The organism is Lentzea sokolovensis (assembly GCF_033949975.1).
Classification (GTDB): domain Bacteria; phylum Actinomycetota; class Actinomycetes; order Mycobacteriales; family Pseudonocardiaceae; genus Lentzea; species Lentzea sokolovensis.
In genome coordinates, this window is sequence record NZ_JAXAVU010000007.1 from 411526 (window position 1) to 428835 (window position 17310).

The following is a 17310-nucleotide window of genomic DNA, read 5'->3' on the forward strand; positions in this document are numbered from 1 at the left end:
TCGCAGAAAGCGCCAACTCCGATGCCTCAACGCAACCTTGCCGGACGACAACCGATCAACATCAGCGATCGTTTCCCAGGAACCAACCGCCAAGAACGCGGCCCCAACCGCCAACTCCACAGAATCCCTACAGAACCGGTCGAAGGACGCTGGGCGTGCGTTCAGCCTGGATGTACGCGCGACGCGGCTTACATCGACTGCGGGCCGATCAGTGTGGGGCTGGCACGGTAGAACTCGTCATCGCCATGCCGCTGCTGCTCCTGCTGCTCCTGCTTGGCGCACAGTTCGCGCTCTACATGCACGCCACGCATATTGCTCAAGCCGCTGCCGCACAAGCTCTGTCTACGACGCGCGTCTCAGGCGGTAGCACTGCAGCTGGGTACACCAAGGGACAGCAGATTCTCTCCCAACTGGGGAGCGGTCCCTTGAGGGAGGCATCGATGGAGATCCAACGTGGACCGACCCGAGCGTCCGTGACAGTGACTGGAACGGTGATCGCCTTGATCCCGCTCACCACCTTCTCGGTGCAAGCCGAAGCTGTTGGTCCCGTGGAGAAATTCATTCCACCGACCGGTGACGAGGTGTCAGCACCATGACCGAACTCGTTTACCAATCAGCGTTCGCCCGTGTAACACATACCGGGTTCGCAGTGCTTCGGCGGGACGTGCGAGGCTCCGCCGCAGTTGAGCTCACTCTCGTGGCGCCACTGCTGACCCTGCTGTTGTTGCTCGTCGTGCTCTGCGGTCGACTGGCTGAGACCAAACTGCGGATCAACGATGTCGCGCATCAAGCGGCTCGTGCCGCAACCCTCGCTCGGACATCATCGCAAGCAGTCGCCAACGCCGAAGCCACTGCCAACGCCGCGCTGGCCTCCGCAGGGATCAGCTGTCAGGCGCTGTCGGTGTCCACTGACGTGAATGGCTTCAAGCCTGGATCCACGGTGACCGTGACAGTGTCCTGCAGCGTCGGCCTCAGTGACCTCACAGCGCTGGGCGTGCCGGGCACCAGGACCTTCCACTCCAGCTTCTCCTCCCTGGTCGATGTATGGCGCGGCACGCCGTCACTCAACCGCACTGGAGAGGTCTGATGAAGCCAATCACGTTGGTGCGCAAGCGAATGGGCCGGTTGCACGAAGACGAGCACGGCAGGGTGACAGCTTTCGTCGTCATCGTCGCCGTCGCGGCACTCTTGTTCGCCGGCCTCGTACTCGACGGCGGACTTGCTTTGGCAGCAAAGGTTCGAGCGATCGGTGAGGCCCAGGAGGCCGCACGGGCAGGAGCTCAAGAGATCGACCTGGCCGCCTACCGCGCGGACGGAAGTCTGCGCTTGGCAGCGCAAGAGGCCAGCGCAGCTGCCCGCAACTATCTCACCGCCGCTGGGCACAGCGGCACCGTGTCGGTCAATGGCAACACGATCAACGTCACGGTCACCATCAACGAGCGAACCCAACTTCTCGGACTCGCTGGCGTCGGATCGATCACGGTCACCGGAGGCGGGCAAGCCCAGCCGCAACGCGGTATATCCGGAGTTCTCCCATAACCCGGCTCGCTGCTCGAACCAAGCGCAAGCATCAACGCAGAAGGAGGCCACGATGCCTACTACAGAGGAGATCCAGCGTCGCGTCGAGGAAGCTGATGCCGCCCGCGGCGCCAAGCGGTCCGCAACAGCTGCGAGGGTCGGCGACCTCGCCAAGCGACGGGCCGCCGTCGCCGAGCAGTTGGCTGGCATCGACCGAGAACTCGGCGACGTAATCGCTGAGTCGAGCGATGTCATCGAGATCGACGAGCTGGCACGGTTCACTGACGTTCCGGCCGCGGATCTCACGCAGTGGCTCAACAGCCGGAAGACGACTCGTCCGAAGCGCAAGCGGGCGACCACCGGTACGTCCACCGCGAAGAGCGATGTGCGCCAGGGCGTTACCACGACGGACACTTCGTCGACGAGCCAACTGCCCACGTCGACAGAGCGCGCGCCAAGCCAGGCCGACGCCCTGCAAGCCTCCGCGCGTGTCCCCGCAGAGGTGGCATGACAGACGCCTCCGCTTCTTGTGGCGCACAGCTTTGAACGTACCCACACGGAAGTGATCGGCGAGCGATAGAACCCCTTCCTACCGAGGAATCGAGCACGTCGTGACCGCACACGCCACTCGTCGGAAGCCGACTCGGCACCACAACACTTGCCGCCGGGCTGGCTGGACACCGGCTGCGGCGTGGCAGTCTGTCGTCCGGATCATCCGCGGAATCCTTGCGGCTCTCGTCCTCGCGGCTCTCGTCATCGGCCTTCCGTGGGTTCTCGCGCACTTCGTGGGCTGGCCCCTGCCCGACCACATGCCGACCTGGGACGAAATCCAGGCGACACTGCTCAACCCGATGAGCCCCCAGCTCCTCCTCAATTGCCTCGCGGTGCTGTGCTGGATCGTCTGGTTCTTCTTCACACTCGACGTCCTCCGCTGTGCAATCGATGCCGCGCGAGGCGTCACCTGGCCACAAGTCCGTCCGCCGGGCCCGCTGCACGGGATTGCCGCCGCGTTGATCGGCAGCATCGTGCTCACTTTGCTCGGCAACCGCACCCCCTACACCGCGACGGCGCCGGCGGTGGCCACCCTGACGAACGGGCTCGCGCCAGTCGCTGTCACTGCACCGCTGACTCCAGGCGTGACTGCCACCTCCGCCGAGACAGCGGCGGCCGTCACAGCGCAGACGACCTTGGTGATCGACCGAGCAGCACCGGCACCGCCAGGCATGGTTCAGGCCAGTGAGGAAGTCCGGCTCCCGCGGTATGGGATCTACGACAGCCTGTGGCGCGTTGCTGAACGCATCTACGGCCCCGGAGGCGGCCCCCGCTGGCCCGAGCTGTTCCAACTCAACCGCGGCGTCGAGCAGACAGACGGCCGCGCACTGACCAACCCTAACCTCGTGCGTCCTGGCTGGAAGATCACTGCTTACATTCCCGCACCGTCCGACGTACATCAACCGGACGAACACCAGCCGCAGGTTCCAACCGAGCAGCCGGCGCCGCCGACGAGTACGCCACGTTCAACGCAATCCCCACCGACACCGGGCGAGGCTGATCGGGCAGACGAACTCGGTGCTGGCCAAGCGGAACCAGGGCTGAACCTGACTACTGGCGCCTTCGTCAGTCTCGGCCTGGCCGCGGCGATCACCGCAGCTGTCACGGCTGCCCGCCTGTGGCGCCGTCGCCGCTACCGCATCGGCAGTGGCGACCGCGCCGACCTGCAGCGCACCATCGCGCCCGTGGTCCGCGCCCTACGCGCCGCACATCAACCCGACGGCGAGGGGCACGCCTCAGGACCGATTGACGACATGGAGTTCGTCGACCTCGCGCCCGTTCCGCCACGCATCCACATCACCGCTGCCGGACGCGTCGAACCCGTCGATGAACCGGCACCAGTTTCGGCACGGGTCGGCGTGCGCGGCGGACGCGAGCTCGCACTCAACCTCGCCAGCGCCCGTGGACTTGGCCTGACCGGGCCCGGCGCGATGGCCGCTGCCCGCGCGCTGCTGCTGCACCGGCTCACCGCGCCTGGGCAACCAACCAGCGCTCACTGCGTGATCGTTCCGACCAGTGATCTGCTGCTCGTCTTCGATGGCACAAGCGTCGAGAAGCTTCCATCCACTGTTCTGGTGGTCGACTCCCTCGACGCCGCCCTCGAAGAGATGGAAACTGCTCTGCTCACCCGGACCCGCCACGTCATCGACGAGGCCGCCTCACTGACCACCTTCGGCTCGCTCGTGCTACTCGCCAGCCCTGCCCCGCACGCTGAGCGCCGCCTGCAGGCTGTCCTGGACAACGGCTCTGCCCTCGGCTTGGCCGGCATCCTGCTCGGCCAGTGGAGGCCAGGTGCGACCGTCCGGACTCGCGATGACGGCACCGTCAGCGCGACCAGTCCCGGCCTCGGCACCGCCCTTGCCGACACGCGGCTCTTCACCCTGCCAGCCATCGACGCGAACGACTTGCTGCGCGTGCTCCGCGACGCTGAAGGCCCCGATCTTCGGGTACCGAGCCACGATCGCGGCATGGTGAACAACGAGATCCAGCTCCCGGACACCGTCCACGGCGCCACACCGTCAGCACCAGGCCAGGACGATCTTCAGGCCGCGCCCGCCCCTCTCGAGCAGACACCGACGGCCAAACCGACCGGATGCGACGAGGACCTGGTCACCGAGAACGAGGACGCCGGGACTGCAAGAGCTCCGTCATCGCGAGCCGACGAACATCACCAATCCGCCAACGACGAGCTGGCATCACCGCGGCTGCCGCTGGCTGTTCGTGTCCTGGGTCGTGTCCAGCTCATCCTGCACGACTACGGCGAGCGCGAGCTCGACAGCGCGCTCACCCCCAAACAGCGTGAAGTGCTTCTCTGCCTCGCTCTGCACCCTGAGGGCGTGCGGCGTGAAGCTCTCAACGACGCCGTATGGCCCGACAGCAAGCCGCCACGGCCGTACAACAGCTTCCACAACACACTCTCGCTACTACGTCGCGCCCTGGGCAGCGCTACCGACGGCGCGTTGACCGATCTCGTCGTCAACGACGATGGCCGTTACCAACTCAATCCCGAGCTGGTAACGGTCGACCTCTGGCAACTCCAGGATGCCCTTCAGGCTCCCCGACTTGCCGACCGCGACGCGCAGGCTCGGCTGACCAAGGCAGTCGAGCTCTACCTAGGCGACCTCGCAGAAGACCTGACAGCGTCCTGGGTGGAGCCCTTCCGGGAATCCGTCCGCCGCGACGTACTTGATGCACTCGGCGCCTTGATCCGCGCTTTGAGCGACAGCGAGCCCGAAACCGCACTCGCGTTGCTCGAGCGCACTCGCAAGCTCGATCGCTACAACGAGAGCATCTATCGCGACATCATCCGGATCCAGGGCCGGCTCGGTCAGCACGCCGCCGTCCCGCGCACCCTCGCACTGCTGACGACGACCCTTGAGGACATCGGTCAGTGCCCAGGTAGCGACACCCTCAACCTCGCCGAGTTCCTCCAACGCCGGAGCAATACTCGACGGCCGGCCTCTCGCGGCAATCCTGCGGCCAGCTGATGCGGGGCGACCTCTGGACGGCAGATCCGCCGCCGGAGTAAGCAATAGGTGACCGACCGCGATAATGTCTTTTCCGCGAGCCTGCCCAACAGGCCTGCCAGGTCCATCCGTCGCAACGCCCGAGCCAAGGCATGGCTCTGAATCCTTCGCTCGTTACCCTTCCACGGATCGAACGTGGTCATACCTTGAGTGATGGGTATAGAGCTCGCTATATTTCAGCGGACCGCACTCAATGCCATTGAATGTGCATCAGTCGCTCACGTGTCGGCCAGGTGACGGAGATCCCGCGACCGCTGCGTGCTAATAGATCAACAGCGCGCCTTGTGCGTCTCACAGAGCGTCCTGTCGAGCTACCGATACACGGTCCGATCTACCTACCTGTTAGAGCGGTAGCCCCCTGAGCTGCAGAAGTGCCTGCTCAACAGGTCTGATACCCCTACCGATGCAACGCCCGACTCGGTCGCCGGCAGGCATATGAACAGTCGATTTGGGTGGGTGGTCGCCTGCCGTTGTTCTTGACTCCGTGGTCGCCTTGACTGCGATGGTCACCATCTTCCTCGTACCCCACTTTCCGCCGGCCGAGCCCTGCCCGCACGCCTCTCTCGCTCGTTCGGCTCGCTCACGCTCAGGCCTCTGTCTCGCCGTGGTCAACTGCGCCCGAAATGCCGTCGAGCTTCAATCTGATTTCAATTGCCGTGAGCGTATTGACAGGCGCGATTTCAATGTTCCTCAACCGCCGTCATTCTTGAGGTTTCACGGATGAATTGTGTTGACTGAGATTCGAGCCTATCGAGTTCCGTGCAAGTCCCGATCTAAGCAATTCTGCCAACTGAAATCCGAAAGACTCTTGGATCGAACGAGCTGCCCGGTCGCGGGTCGTGTCGCTGGGCTCCGTCGTGCCGGTCGCGGGTCGTGTCGCTGGGCTCCGTCGTGCCGGTCGCGGGTCGTGTCGCTGGGCTCCGTCGTGCCGGTCGCGGGTCGTGTCGCTGGGCTCCGTCGTGCCGGTCGCGGGTCGTGTCGCTGGGCTCCGTCGTGCCGGTCGCGGGTCGTCCTATGCCGTTCTTCCAAGTGGGCACACAAGGCGTTGCCCCCCGTATGTGCATGGCGGTTGAGCTGCGCAGATCCAAGATCAGGTCACGGCAAGGTCACGACAAGGGGTATCCCTCTTGCGGACTGTCCTACTGAGGTGTCTAATAGACACGTCAGTAGGACAGTCCGCCGAGGGGGCGACGAGGACCGGGGCACGGAGCCCTGCGAGTCGATCACCACGGTGTCTTTCCTAACGACAACAACCATAAGTCCCGCATAGCGCGGGCAGCGGCTTGGGCCGCGCGGACAGCAGCGAATCCGTGCAGAGCAGCGTGAAGAACGACGCGTAGCCAAACGCGCATTTCTAGTCTGGAATGCGTAGTAACTGCGCTTGCAGCTTCACTACGTAAAGCTCTTGCTATAGAGCGGAGTAGCGCGCATAAATGGCATGCCTGCCATAGGTGTGTCCCCAAGATAAGTCAATGGTGGTCTAGCACCGACAAACGTCGCAGTGCCTGGGCGTTCGGGGTTGTATTAGGCGGTTGCCGACATTGGGTTTTCTCTGGCCGGAGAGCATTGCTCTCGCCTGCCCATAGCACGCTAAACCCTTACGGGCATGGTTCCCTGCATTGCGCACTAGACATAACGGCTTATTCAGCAGAGATCAAAAGATTCAAGGAATGTGCTATCGAGACGCGCAATCCGTACCACGTGAGCAGTGTCGTATTGCCCGGATACAGGATGTGTCCCCTTTGCGGAAATCTCACAACGGTGAGGGTTGCGCGTTTCGATACCAGCCCACAACTGGCCTGAATCACTGTCGGTCAACCACTTTATGTACACGAAACGGAGTACCCGCCATGCCTATGACTCTGATCGATTGGTCCGCCCGTATTAGCGCCATGGCGGACGCTCTGTCCGTTCCGGACGGCGGATTCTCTGTCGATCCTAGCGATGGTTCAGACGTTCGTACCGGCTACGCGGTAGCCGTACACCCGGAACACGAACACATTTTCGACGGTCGCGTCACTAGTAATGACCTTCACGAATACATCGCGCGTGCAAAAGACGCTCTCACGCTACCCGGTCGCGTTCTCGGGGGTTGGTGCGACCCTGACACCGGCCGTGTCTACCTGGACGTTTCCGTCGTCACTGCCGACTTGTCTGAAGCAATGACGCTCGCGCGAGCAACGGCGCAGGTCGCGATTTTCGACTTTTCCGCCATGGTATCCGTTCCGGTCGCGGTTGCCGCGTGAATCGAGGGGGAATCGTGAGCGCAGTCATCGTAATGATCAGCGACGGCCAAGCGCGACGTATCGCGTCCGATTGGCATGGCGGTATGTCATCCGCACTGTATTCCCTGGCCTCATCCGGGGCGGTTGACCTTGACCGCGCCCGAGACGAGATCTCGCGCGAATTGCAGAATCTGGACGTCGGAGAGATTCGGCGCGAGTTGCTCGCGCTCGACAAATACGTACGAACGGCCGGCGAACGTACCGCCGTAGCGGAATGGTTCCGCTTCTGGGACGAGTCGCCGGTGAGCGTGAATCACACGTAAGGACCTGATAGCAATGCTCACCCCCAGTGATCACCCATGGTTCCAGGCTCACCCCGTGAGCCACGAAAACATCGTGTGGCACTGGGAACAGGCCACACCCGACGAAATGGCCCAAGGCATGCGTTGGTATATCGACGCGCACCACGTGGCAACCGTCATCGCCAACGGTAACGCCCATCTCGGCGCCGGAATGCTCGCGATCTACTCGCCACAACAGGGATGGATCGGAAACATTCTCAATGCCGCTCGCGTGCTCCGCGAGGGGCAAGGGATCGGCGGACCTGGATCCGGCATATTCGCGTCCACTTCGCAGAAACGCGCGGCCACTCGGTTGCTGTCCGGCGAACGATACGAAGACATTCTCGCCGGTCCGAAGATCCGCGATTTCGCGCACCTGATTGAGCACGGCGGAGACAGAGACCCCGGAGACCCGCGCGTTGTCATCGATCGGCACGCGCTGTCTGTCGCGCACGGTCGCGCACTCAGTTCAGACGAGTACGGCTCGGCACCCCTGAAAGGGTTCAAGCGCCAAGACGGTTCGATCAGTCGCCGGCACTACGACTACGTGGTGAGTCAGTACCACCGTGCCGCGGAAATGATCTCCGCCATCTCTGGTGACCGGGTTTCGGCACATCAGGTACAGGCCGTGACGTGGCTTGTCCGCCAACGGCTGAACCAGCAAGCCGAACAGCAGCGCGGCCCCAACCGCCTTGACAAGGGCCGCAACCAGGCGCGCGCAAATTCGGAACAAGCCTGGCAAGCCTTCCGAACCAACCACTTTCCCGAGCTGGCGAAATGCCCCGGCACCGGCTACCAGGCGGCTGCCTAATGGCTGGTCTCGCAGCGAAAGGCGCATTAATGGAAACAGGTGTGAAACACACGTGCGGCGGACCTGTCTTCGGGCGAAAGACGCCCGGATGCCCCCGCTGTGATCAGCTTCTCGCCGGTGTCCAACCTGTCGAATGGGCAGGAACGCGCAGCAGGAAAGACCGCGCGCGAGACGAACGGCAAGACCGACTCGCGCGCCGAACGCATTTCGCACCCGGCGGGCCACATGCTACCGGCAAATGTGGGTCAGTCTGCACCTTCGGAGACTGGTGACCAGTCGCACCCGACTCATTGACGTCGCGCGATCAGCCGCCTACCCGCAGGCTCGCGAAATGAGGACCTGAGAAATGAGCACAACGCAAACCAATCGCGTCCGAATGACCGTGATTCGACCGGGTGGCCTCGTCTTCATTGACTCGACGCCATACGCCCGAACACCGACGTCGACTACTTCCTTCACGAACTCGACCGTGTGCTCGCCGAACAGTGACTGACCTCGTCAACACCTCCGGAATTCATCACCCGCCCGACGAAAGCGAATACAGCCATGACCGACGACCACTCGACCACCGTCGACACGCTGCGCGCGGAGCTCGAACGGGAACGCGCACGCGCCGATTCCTTCGAAGCGATCAACCGGGTGCAGGCCGCCAGCCTCGCCGAGCTGGCCAAGCGCGCGGCGAACCTCCGGTGCCAGGTTGCCGACCTGGCCGACGACGCCCTGAGCTCGAAACCCATGTCGGTACAGGGTTTGCGCAATGTCACCGGCCGGATGAACGGCTTGGCGGAGGCCCTGAGCTGTTCGGCACACGGCTACGCGGGCGCACGCACGACGGACATGCTGTACCCGACCGTTGACGATGATCTCCGCGCGCACAAGTGGACGCCGCGCCCCGACCGGGGCCTGGACGGCACGTTGCCGCCGATCCCGATCACCGAGATGGGCGACCGTCGGGGCTACGCCCGCGGCTGGCACCGGGGCCCGCAGTGGATCACGTTGTGGTTCACCGGACCGACCGCCGTGGCGTACGGGGACTGCAGCGACCACGGCCGGCTCAACAACATCGACGCCATGCGAGCCGTGATCACCTCCGCCCGGTCGTTGTCCGCTTCGGCGCTGGCCGAGTGGGTCACGGCACGGCAGGAAGCACACAAAGTGCCGTTCGACGCCCCGTATGGCCGTGTGTTCGCACACCTCCAGGCCGGTCCGTGGTCCGCGATCGACATCGACCGATGCGACGAATTCGGAGTCCGCACGCCCACCGGCACCGGCAACACCTCCGTGTGGATCTGCCCGAGCGACCCCGATTTCCGGCTCTACGTCTGGGGAATCGGCAACGAACCCGCCCACGTCCGCTACTGGGCCGGCCCCGTGGTCGACATGGCCCACCTCGTCCAGATCACCGGTCAGTACCGCTGACAGGTGATCACCGGATTCGCCCCCACCCACGAGGTCCAACGGCGGGTGTCGGCTGCGCGCTGGTCGACACCCGCCGAATCCACCGACGCGTTCATCACGTCCCGAAGGAGACGCCGTCCCATGACCGACACCACGCACACCCACACCCACACCGTCGTGACATTGCCGGTAAACGGATGCGACTCCCGCGACGGCACGGCGACCCTGACTCAGATCGTGGACGCGACCGGTGGCCACACCGTCCACATCGTCACCATCGACGAACGTGCCGCCGAGTGCTACGGCATTCGCCAGCCTGTCAGCGTGGTCGGTGGCCTCGTTCGCACTCGCGGCCGATGGTCACCCACCGCCTACCGCGACCGTGCGCACCTCCTCGACGGAGGTGGACTCGTCTACTTCCTGCCGAACGCCTCGAGCCGAGTCCGCGCGGTCCGCGCGTTGCTGCGCTGGTGGTTCGTGGTCGCCCGTCGCGCCCGCGATGGCGCCGATCCGCGCCATCTCGACCCGTGCCAGGAGTCGCCTGCGTCTCGCCGATGGCTGCTGGCCTAACCGCATCACCCTGTCCCCATCTCGCCCACCGCGACGGTCGACGTCCCTTGATTCGGTCCGGCCGTGCCGCCGGACCGACCGGGCGAGGCGACCTCACGGTCACTCTGCCGCGCCCATCTCCGGCCAGAAAGGACCGACACCGCCATGACCACTTCCTCAACCGCCGCCATCGCGGACGTCCTCGACTGCGGCCACACCGCCACGCCGGACCCCGCCGGGATCGGGACCGGTCGCGTGATCGACCCGCACACCGGCGCCACGAGCTGCTACCTGTGCTCGGACGAACACGAGCGCGACGCGATGACTCGCGCGAACACATTCGTCGCCTACGTGTCCACCGACGGCGACGCACTGACCACTTGGCCCGGCGGCTACCTCGCCACCATCGATCCGGCCGACACCTGCCAGACCGGCCGACGCACCTACACCCCGTCCGGCGGAACGTGGACCCGGCATGTCTGGCACGCCACCGACGTCGACGGAGGCCGCTGGACCGGCGTCAACGGCGGCCCCGGCCTGATCATCCGCGTGCACCGGCTACGCGCGTGCACCTGGCAAACCGAGTTCGGCAACGGCGGCGCCCCGCGCTACTGCCACCGCCGCGCCACCCGAGCCGGCCAGGGCGGCGCCTTCGACCTCTACTGCCGCAGCCACGCCCGCCAGGTGTTCGACCTCTACGGCTGGACCACGACCGGCCTTCCACCCGGCGCGCTTGCCGAGGTTCGCGCGTGAACCACGCCACCACAAGGAAAGGAGTGCTTTGTGTCCGTGAAGTTCTACGACCGCCTTGACCTGTCACGGGCCCACCTGGACGACGTGCTCACGGTGCCCGCAAACCGCGCCAAAGCGCTCGACGTGGCACGGGAACGCCACTTCCCGCGCCGGTCGCTCACCCGCGCGACCAACCGCATGGGCTTCTGGGTCTACGTCTTCCAACTCGGCGCCGATGTCCAACTCGGCACGGTCACCCTGGCCGGCGCTCAGCCTGGCGCCAAGAACGTGGTCACGCTGGCGGTCCGCCAGCGTGACCACTACACCACCCCCGGCATGCCGCTGACCGAGGTGGCCGGCCTGCTGGCCGCGATCGCCGACGACTACCCGCAGACCGCCTTGACCGCGCTGCTGGCCGACAGCCTCACCAAGGTGCTCGACCTGTGGACCGACGCCCGCCGCAACGGCCGGCCCACGATCGACATCCGCGACCTCGACCGCGCCATCACCAGCGAACTCGCCCCCGCCATCAGCGCATGGCGCGCCGGCGACGCCTTCCCACGCCCACGCCTGGCCGACACAGCCTGGTCTGAACCCGTTCCGAGGTGAACACCATGCCCATCAACGACCCCACGACCGCAACCCCGTCCGAGATCGACGAAGAGCTCGCCAGGCTCGACATCGAGCACGCCAAGGCCAACGACACCTTCAACAGGCTCACCGCCCGCGCCCAGGGCCTGGTGAACGACGGCATGGCCGAGTACACAACCGAGTTGCGGTCCCGGATCGAACAGGCTCGCCAGACCATCGCCGAGTGCGAGACAGCGGCACGACCTCTTGAAGCAGAATTCGAACGCCGGGGCGGCTGGACCCGCGCCTGGCTGGTCCTCAACACCGGTGGCCACGTGCACCGCACCACCGCCTGCCGCACCTGCTTCCCGTCCACGCGGTTCGCCTGGCTCACTCAGCTCTCCGGCCACGACGAAGCCGAGATCGTCGAGCAGGCCGGCAAGGCCGCGTGCACCGAGTGCTACCCCAGCGCACCGGTCGACGTCCGCAACCGGCCCAGCCGGATCAAGACCCCCGAGCAACTCGCGCGGGAAGCGGAGAAAGCCGAACGCGCTAAGGCCAAAGCCGCAAAGGCGATCACCGCGCCGGACGGAACACCGCTGCGTACCAAGCAATACGGGCAGATCGAGACCGAGTTCACCGCGCGGCGCTCCTACATCGAGGCGCTGTCCTACGCCCGGCTCCTTACGAAGCGCAACGTGGCGTTTCACCGCAACGCCATCGCCGAGTACCACGAGGATGCGCAGCTCATCCTGGCCGCGCTCGCCGCCAAACACAGCCGGACCGTGGACGACCTGCGCGCCGAACTGGCGCCCAAGGTCGAAGCCAAGTGGAACCGCGAACACAGCAACTGGGGTTAGTCGCTCCCATCAGGCAACCCGTTCTCACGAAAGGGCTTCAACCGATGATTTTGGTCGAAACGCTGGAAGACCTGCTTTACAGCTACCTCGAAGATCCCGCCCGGCCCGGCTCGGCCGTCGGCAAGGTCAACGCGCAAGACCTGGTCAGCCACGTCGTACAGCACCTTGCCGAGCGCGGTGTCGACGTGGGTTTTCAGGACGGCTCGCGCCTTACCCTGCCAGGCAACACGCCCCGACAGCCGGAACCCGAACGGCACCGCCTTCCCTTGGTACTCCAGGAAAACGACGACGGACACGTCCGCATCTACTGCGACGGTCGCGACTGCGTCTGGTCCTGGCCGCTCTACCAGCACGCGAGCACACAGGCCAACGGCGACACGATCACCAACGCCGTTGAACACGCCATCGGGCGGCACCGCCACTCCTGACCGCTCCGTCAACGAGCGACGCACACCGCGCTGGCCGAAGTAAACCAGCTCGTCGGCATCGCGGTGACGAAGAACGAGGAGATCGCCGGAGCGCCGGTCCGTGATGGCGATCGAGATACCCACCGCCGGCTTTGGCTGCGGCAGGCGCCACTCATCGAAAGCCGGGGTTGCAGCAACGCGGCCTGAACCGCTCACCGAAATTCCGCCTCTCTCGAAGGGACACCGCCATGGCTCGGTTCGACCTGCACCCTGCGCACATCGACGGACTCATCAACGCCGGACTGCAATTCGGCTTGATCGGCGTCTTCGACGATCCCACCCCGGTCGGCCAAATGCTGCTTCAGCAGCATCGACCCCATCGCGACATCGAGCAGAAGGACGGTGGGCCGCCGGATTACGTCGCGACGGTGACAGACCGCGCGCTGCATCCAGTCGCCGTACTGCGCCTGCTGGACTGCTACGAGTACCAGACCAGCGGCACGATCGGCTGGCACGCCAGCGAGGCGCACGCCTGGACAAACCGTATGCGCGAGAAGGTACTCACCCGGCTGCCCGCCGAGGCCAAAGCCAGCGTGCGCCATGGTGCCGACTACGTCCCGGCCTACCGGCTTCTCGCTGCCTATACCGAAACACCCTGGGGTATCACGGAACTCGACCAGATACCCGGACTCGGGGACGGCGTCATCGAAGTGCCGGTCGTCCGGAAAGGACTGCGCGCGGAGATCCTGACCGGCCCGTTCCACAGCCCGAACAAGGGACTGTCCTCCCGCGTCACCCACGTGACGGTCATCGGCGTCGGGGAGGAGCGGACGCTGCCCGCTTTCGCCGAGATCTTCGAACCCTCCGACAACGCGCCGGGTGTCTACCTGCTGTTCGAGTACGGCCGCTACGTCGCACGCCCCCCCGACGCCCCGCCCGGCAAGTGGTTCATGGCCTCCGGCGCTCACCTCCACACCAGCGATTCCCGTTGGCACGAGCTGATCGGTCACAGCCTGCCCATCCCGCTGCACGACCGCACCGAGCCCTAGCCGGACCAGCGCCGCGGGCGCGAAACCACTTCCGAACCACCAAACCGACCCATCCAGGAGTTTGACCATGCCTTCACGCGATGAACTGCACGCCAGGCTGTTCCTGCTGCGCGCAGCCGAACCACCAGCACCTGCCATCCACCAGTACGTCGCCGTCCACGGGCCGGTCGAAGCCGTCGCACAGATCCGGCACGGCACCGCTCCCGCAGCCGTCGTCAGCGAGATCACCCAGCCCCAAGCCCGGATCGACGATGACCTGCAGGCCCTCGACGACGGCGCCGCGCGCTTGCTCACACCCGAAGACGACGAGTGGCCGTTCGGCCGGCTCACGAGCCTGGCGGCCGGTCATGGAGCTCCGCTCGCGCTGTGGGTGCGCGGCAGCGGCTCGTTGGCCGAGCTCACCAGTCCCGCGGTCACGGTCACAGGCGCCCGTGCGTCCTCGGCGTACGGAAACACCGTGGCCGGGGACATCAGTTACGAGCTCGCTCGCGCCGAGGTGACAGTCGTCAGCGGTGGCGGTCTCGGGGTGGACGAGGCGGCGCACCGTGGCGTGCTGGCCGCCGAGGGCAGGACGATCGTCGTGCTCGCGAACGGTATCGACCGGACCTATCCGCACCAGCACGCCCGGCTCTACCAAACGGTGATCGACCAGAGCGGATTGCTCGTCAGCGAGTACCCGATCGGCACACCGCCGACTCGCATCCGGTTCCATGCGCGATGCCGGTTGCTGGCTGCGCTCAGCGCGGCGACCGTGATCGTCGAAGCCGGGCAGCGCAGCGGCGCACTTGCCGTTGCCCGCGCCGCTGGAGAGCTCGGCCGTCGGGTCTACGGCGTGCCCGGTCCGATCCACTCCGTCACGTCGAAGGGCGTCAACGAGCTGCTGCGCACCGGCTCCGCCACGGTAGTCAGCTCCGTCGAGCACATCGCCTATCGGGAGGGACTGCGATGAACGGCCTAGACCGCTACCAGGCCGGCTTGGCCGGTCTGCAGCTCCCGGACGAATGGCACGTCGACGTAGCGATCCGACCGCGGCGCCGCAGCGTCGGCATCGAGGTCAAGCCTGGCGGCGCCGTCACCGTCCTGATCCCGCCCACGGCCGACCCGAACCAGGTCGCGCGCTTCGTCCGCAGCCGGCGCCGCTGGATCACCGAGAAGGTTGACACAGCGGCACGACTGGCTCCCGACCACTCGGTCAAAGCACTGGTCGACGGCGACGAATTCGACCTGCTCGGCCGGCGCTACCGGCTCCAGTTCGTCGCCGAGCAGCCCGCAGGCATCGGGCAGCTGCCTGCGGCAACGGCGGACCGGATCCTGTACGCGCGCGCAGAGTCACCGGAACAGGTTCGCCGGGCGATCATCGACTGGTACCGGACGGCCGGGCTCGCCTGGGTGAAGCGCGAGGGACGCCAGTACGAGCTGGACGGCCGGATCGAGGGCCTGCGCTACGAGGTACGAGATCTCGGCAGGCGCCGCTGGGGGCTCTACCGCGGCACACCCAAGCACATCACGGCTCTGCACTGGGCGGTCTTCGGCCTGCCCGTGCACCTCGCCGAGTACGTGCTCGTGCATGAACAGGCCCACGCGACGAGGCCAGGCGGTCGCCCCCATGGACCCGCCTGGCAGCGGCGCATGAACCTGTGGATGCCCGACTGGCAGCAGCGCCAGGCAGAACTCGCCGAAGTCGGCCGTCACTGCTGGCTCGGGGATCACTAGGAGCGCGCCGGTGGCTAACTGGCCGTTCCTTGACATCAAGCCAGTTGCAAGTGCTGGCGAGGGCGACGTCAGCCTAATCCGACGTCGCCCTCGCTGATGTCCTCACAGACGGAATGATAGACATGTCTGATAGACACACGCAGCCGACGATTTGTCGTCGCGTACGACACGACGCCACGCGAGGGAGACTGCCTGATGAGCGACCCCGAGGAAGTCCTTCAGCTTCGGGCCAGCAGGGCCGAGGTCGAGGGGATCAAGAAGGAACTCGAAGCCGCCCGAGCTCAGCAGGCCGAACTCGAAGAGAAGATCAACGGGCTGCTCGCAAAGCAGCGAGAGGCTCGTAAGAAGCGCCGCAAGGTTGTGCTCGCCGCGGACGCTGCCGGAGTGCCCCGTTTGAGGATCTCCAAGGAAGTCGGCATGCAGCGCAGCAACGTGTACAAACTCCTCGAAGGCGACGACAGCGACGAAGCCTAGGCGCCGTCGTAGCCGGTCGAATCCCGACCAGCGGGCGGAACTGCGAGCGGCGGTTCGCTGGGCTCATCTGCAGAGCTCGATGCCGTTCTGGTGGTAGAAGTTGACGGGGTCGATGGCTTGGCTGTTGACTTCGATCTGGAAGTGCAGGTGAGGTCCGGTGGATTGGCCTCGGTTGCCGACTTCGGCAATGTGTTGGCCCGCGACCACCCATTGTCCTTTATGGACGAAGTTGCGGTTGTTGTGTCCGTAGGTGGTGATGGTTCCGTCGGGGTGTTGGATGCGGATCCAGAGACCGTATCCGGTGGCGGGACCGGCGTCGATCACCTGGCCGTCGCCGGCTGCGACGATGGTGGTGCCGACGGGCGCGGCAATGTCCAGCCCGTGGTGGAACCCTCCGTCGCGCGGCCCGAATCCGGAGCTGCAATGTCCCGTTGTGGGAACCGTCCATTCTCCAGTGGTGGCGGAGCAGGTGGCGTTGTGGACGGCGGCGACGATGATCCGCGCGGCGAGCTCGTGCCGGGCGTAGGCGTCGGGGAAGCCCGAGCGCTGGACGGTTTGCGCGGCGTTGGTCAGGCTCATCGCCTGCCATCCAGGCACCGCGAGCAGATGCTGGTAGAACTGGGTGGCGCTGTAGGTGGGGGTCATGATCTGTGCTGGGGTGCCCCAACCTTGAGACGGACGTTGCTGAAAGAGTCCGAGGCTGTCGCGGTCGCCGTAGTCGAGGTTGCGCAGCCCGGACTCCTGCATCGCGGTGGCGATGGCGATCACCCAGCCTCGGGTGGGGACGTTCATCTGCTTGCCGACTGCAACGATCGTGGCGGCGTTGGCCATCTGATCGGGGTCATAGCCGGCGACATCCGTTGTTGTGGAGCCGACTGCGGCGCAGTCCGTGCGGTTGCTGTCGCCGAACAGGCCTGCGATGCCGCCAACCACGGCAGCGACGAGCACGACAAGCAGGAGGAACGCGACCGCTGCGATGATGGTGATCTTCATTGTGGACATGCGTGATCGACCTCCCCGTGTGGACGACAGCGAGGGGTGTTCACCGAGGTGAGGAGAGTGGGCGCGCCGGCACCGCCGATGCA

General features: G+C 65.5%; 19 protein-coding genes. 17 read left to right on the plus strand and 2 right to left on the minus strand.

All coding sequences use genetic code 11. The features are described from left to right. Positions 1 to 155 precede the first annotated feature (155 nt). The 13 genes from SK854_RS14245 (at position 156) to SK854_RS14305 (ending at position 12582) form a co-directional block, all read left to right on the plus strand. On the plus strand, positions 156 to 596 hold the full coding sequence (locus SK854_RS14245; protein WP_319975550.1) for a TadE/TadG family type IV pilus assembly protein: 441 nt from the start codon (positions 156 to 158) through the stop codon (positions 594 to 596). Continuing rightward, a complete protein-coding gene (locus SK854_RS14250) occupies positions 593 to 1087 on the plus strand; it encodes a TadE/TadG family type IV pilus assembly protein (RefSeq protein WP_319975551.1) in 495 nt (164 codons plus the stop codon). Before SK854_RS14245 ends, SK854_RS14250 begins: the two co-directional genes overlap by 4 nt. Before the next feature lie 29 nt (positions 1088 to 1116). Continuing rightward, entirely contained in the window at positions 1117 to 1539 is a 423-nt protein-coding gene (locus tag SK854_RS14255; RefSeq protein WP_406601777.1) for a pilus assembly protein TadG-related protein, read from the plus strand. Between the two features lie 52 nt (positions 1540 to 1591). Next, entirely contained in the window at positions 1592 to 2029 is a 438-nt protein-coding gene (locus SK854_RS14260; protein WP_319975553.1) for a hypothetical protein, read from the plus strand. Between the two features lie 100 nt (positions 2030 to 2129). Next, entirely contained in the window at positions 2130 to 5057 is a 2928-nt protein-coding gene (locus tag SK854_RS14265; protein ID WP_319975554.1) for a hypothetical protein, read from the plus strand. Positions 5058 to 6952: 1895 nt separating this feature from the next. Further along, positions 6953 to 7342, plus strand: coding sequence for a hypothetical protein (locus SK854_RS14270; RefSeq protein WP_319975555.1), 390 nt, complete (start codon positions 6953 to 6955; stop codon positions 7340 to 7342). Positions 7343 to 7356: 14 nt separating this feature from the next. Then, positions 7357 to 7644 (plus strand): hypothetical protein, encoded by a 288-nt coding sequence (locus tag SK854_RS14275; RefSeq protein ID WP_319975556.1) that lies wholly within the window; start codon positions 7357 to 7359, stop codon positions 7642 to 7644. 55 nt (positions 7645 to 7699) lie between these two features. Then, positions 7700 to 8473, plus strand: coding sequence for a DUF7178 family protein (locus SK854_RS14280; RefSeq protein ID WP_319975557.1), 774 nt, complete (start codon positions 7700 to 7702; stop codon positions 8471 to 8473). A gap of 546 nt (positions 8474 to 9019) precedes the next feature. Next, positions 9020 to 9892, plus strand: a complete 873-nt coding sequence (locus SK854_RS14285) for a hypothetical protein (RefSeq protein WP_319975558.1) — start codon at positions 9020 to 9022, stop codon at positions 9890 to 9892. A 120-nt stretch (positions 9893 to 10012) separates the two neighbouring features. Beyond that, positions 10013 to 10441 carry a hypothetical protein gene (locus SK854_RS14290; protein ID WP_319975559.1) on the plus strand — a complete coding sequence of 143 codons (429 nt, stop codon included), beginning with the start codon at positions 10013 to 10015 and terminating at the stop codon, positions 10439 to 10441. Between the two features lie 144 nt (positions 10442 to 10585). After that, on the plus strand, positions 10586 to 11173 hold the full coding sequence (locus tag SK854_RS14295) for a hypothetical protein (protein ID WP_319975560.1): 588 nt from the start codon (positions 10586 to 10588) through the stop codon (positions 11171 to 11173). A 30-nt stretch (positions 11174 to 11203) separates the two neighbouring features. After that, complete coding sequence (locus SK854_RS14300) at positions 11204 to 11761, plus strand: hypothetical protein (RefSeq protein ID WP_319975561.1); 558 nt, start codon at positions 11204 to 11206, stop codon at positions 11759 to 11761. 5 nt (positions 11762 to 11766) lie between these two features. Beyond that, on the plus strand, positions 11767 to 12582 hold the full coding sequence (locus SK854_RS14305) for a hypothetical protein (protein ID WP_319975562.1): 816 nt from the start codon (positions 11767 to 11769) through the stop codon (positions 12580 to 12582). Here SK854_RS14305 and SK854_RS14310 read toward each other — a convergent pair. Next, a complete protein-coding gene (locus SK854_RS14310; RefSeq protein WP_319975563.1) occupies positions 12579 to 13205 on the minus strand; it encodes a hypothetical protein in 627 nt (208 codons plus the stop codon). The genes SK854_RS14305 and SK854_RS14310 overlap by 4 nt on opposite strands. 32 nt (positions 13206 to 13237) lie before the next feature. Between SK854_RS14310 and SK854_RS14315 the strand changes: the two genes are divergently transcribed. The 4 genes from SK854_RS14315 (at position 13238) to SK854_RS14330 (ending at position 16225) form a co-directional block, all read left to right on the plus strand. Beyond that, entirely contained in the window at positions 13238 to 14038 is an 801-nt protein-coding gene (locus tag SK854_RS14315) for a hypothetical protein (protein WP_319975564.1), read from the plus strand. A 67-nt stretch (positions 14039 to 14105) separates the two neighbouring features. Next, the gene (dprA, locus tag SK854_RS14320) at positions 14106 to 14987 is read left to right on the plus strand and encodes a DNA-processing protein DprA (protein WP_319975565.1); all 882 of its coding nucleotides are present in this window, start codon (positions 14106 to 14108) and stop codon (positions 14985 to 14987) included. After that, positions 14984 to 15751 carry a M48 family metallopeptidase gene (locus tag SK854_RS14325; RefSeq protein ID WP_319975566.1) on the plus strand — a complete coding sequence of 256 codons (768 nt, stop codon included), beginning with the start codon at positions 14984 to 14986 and terminating at the stop codon, positions 15749 to 15751. The genes dprA and SK854_RS14325 overlap by 4 nt, the downstream gene beginning before the upstream one ends. Positions 15752 to 15946: 195 nt before the next feature. Then, positions 15947 to 16225 carry a hypothetical protein gene (locus SK854_RS14330; RefSeq protein WP_319975567.1) on the plus strand — a complete coding sequence of 93 codons (279 nt, stop codon included), beginning with the start codon at positions 15947 to 15949 and terminating at the stop codon, positions 16223 to 16225. Between the two features lie 63 nt (positions 16226 to 16288). On the opposite strand, the gene SK854_RS14335 is transcribed toward SK854_RS14330, so the two are convergent. Then, positions 16289 to 17218, minus strand: a complete 930-nt coding sequence (locus tag SK854_RS14335; protein WP_319975568.1) for a M23 family metallopeptidase — start codon at positions 17216 to 17218, stop codon at positions 16289 to 16291. Positions 17219 to 17310: the final 92 nt, after the last annotated feature.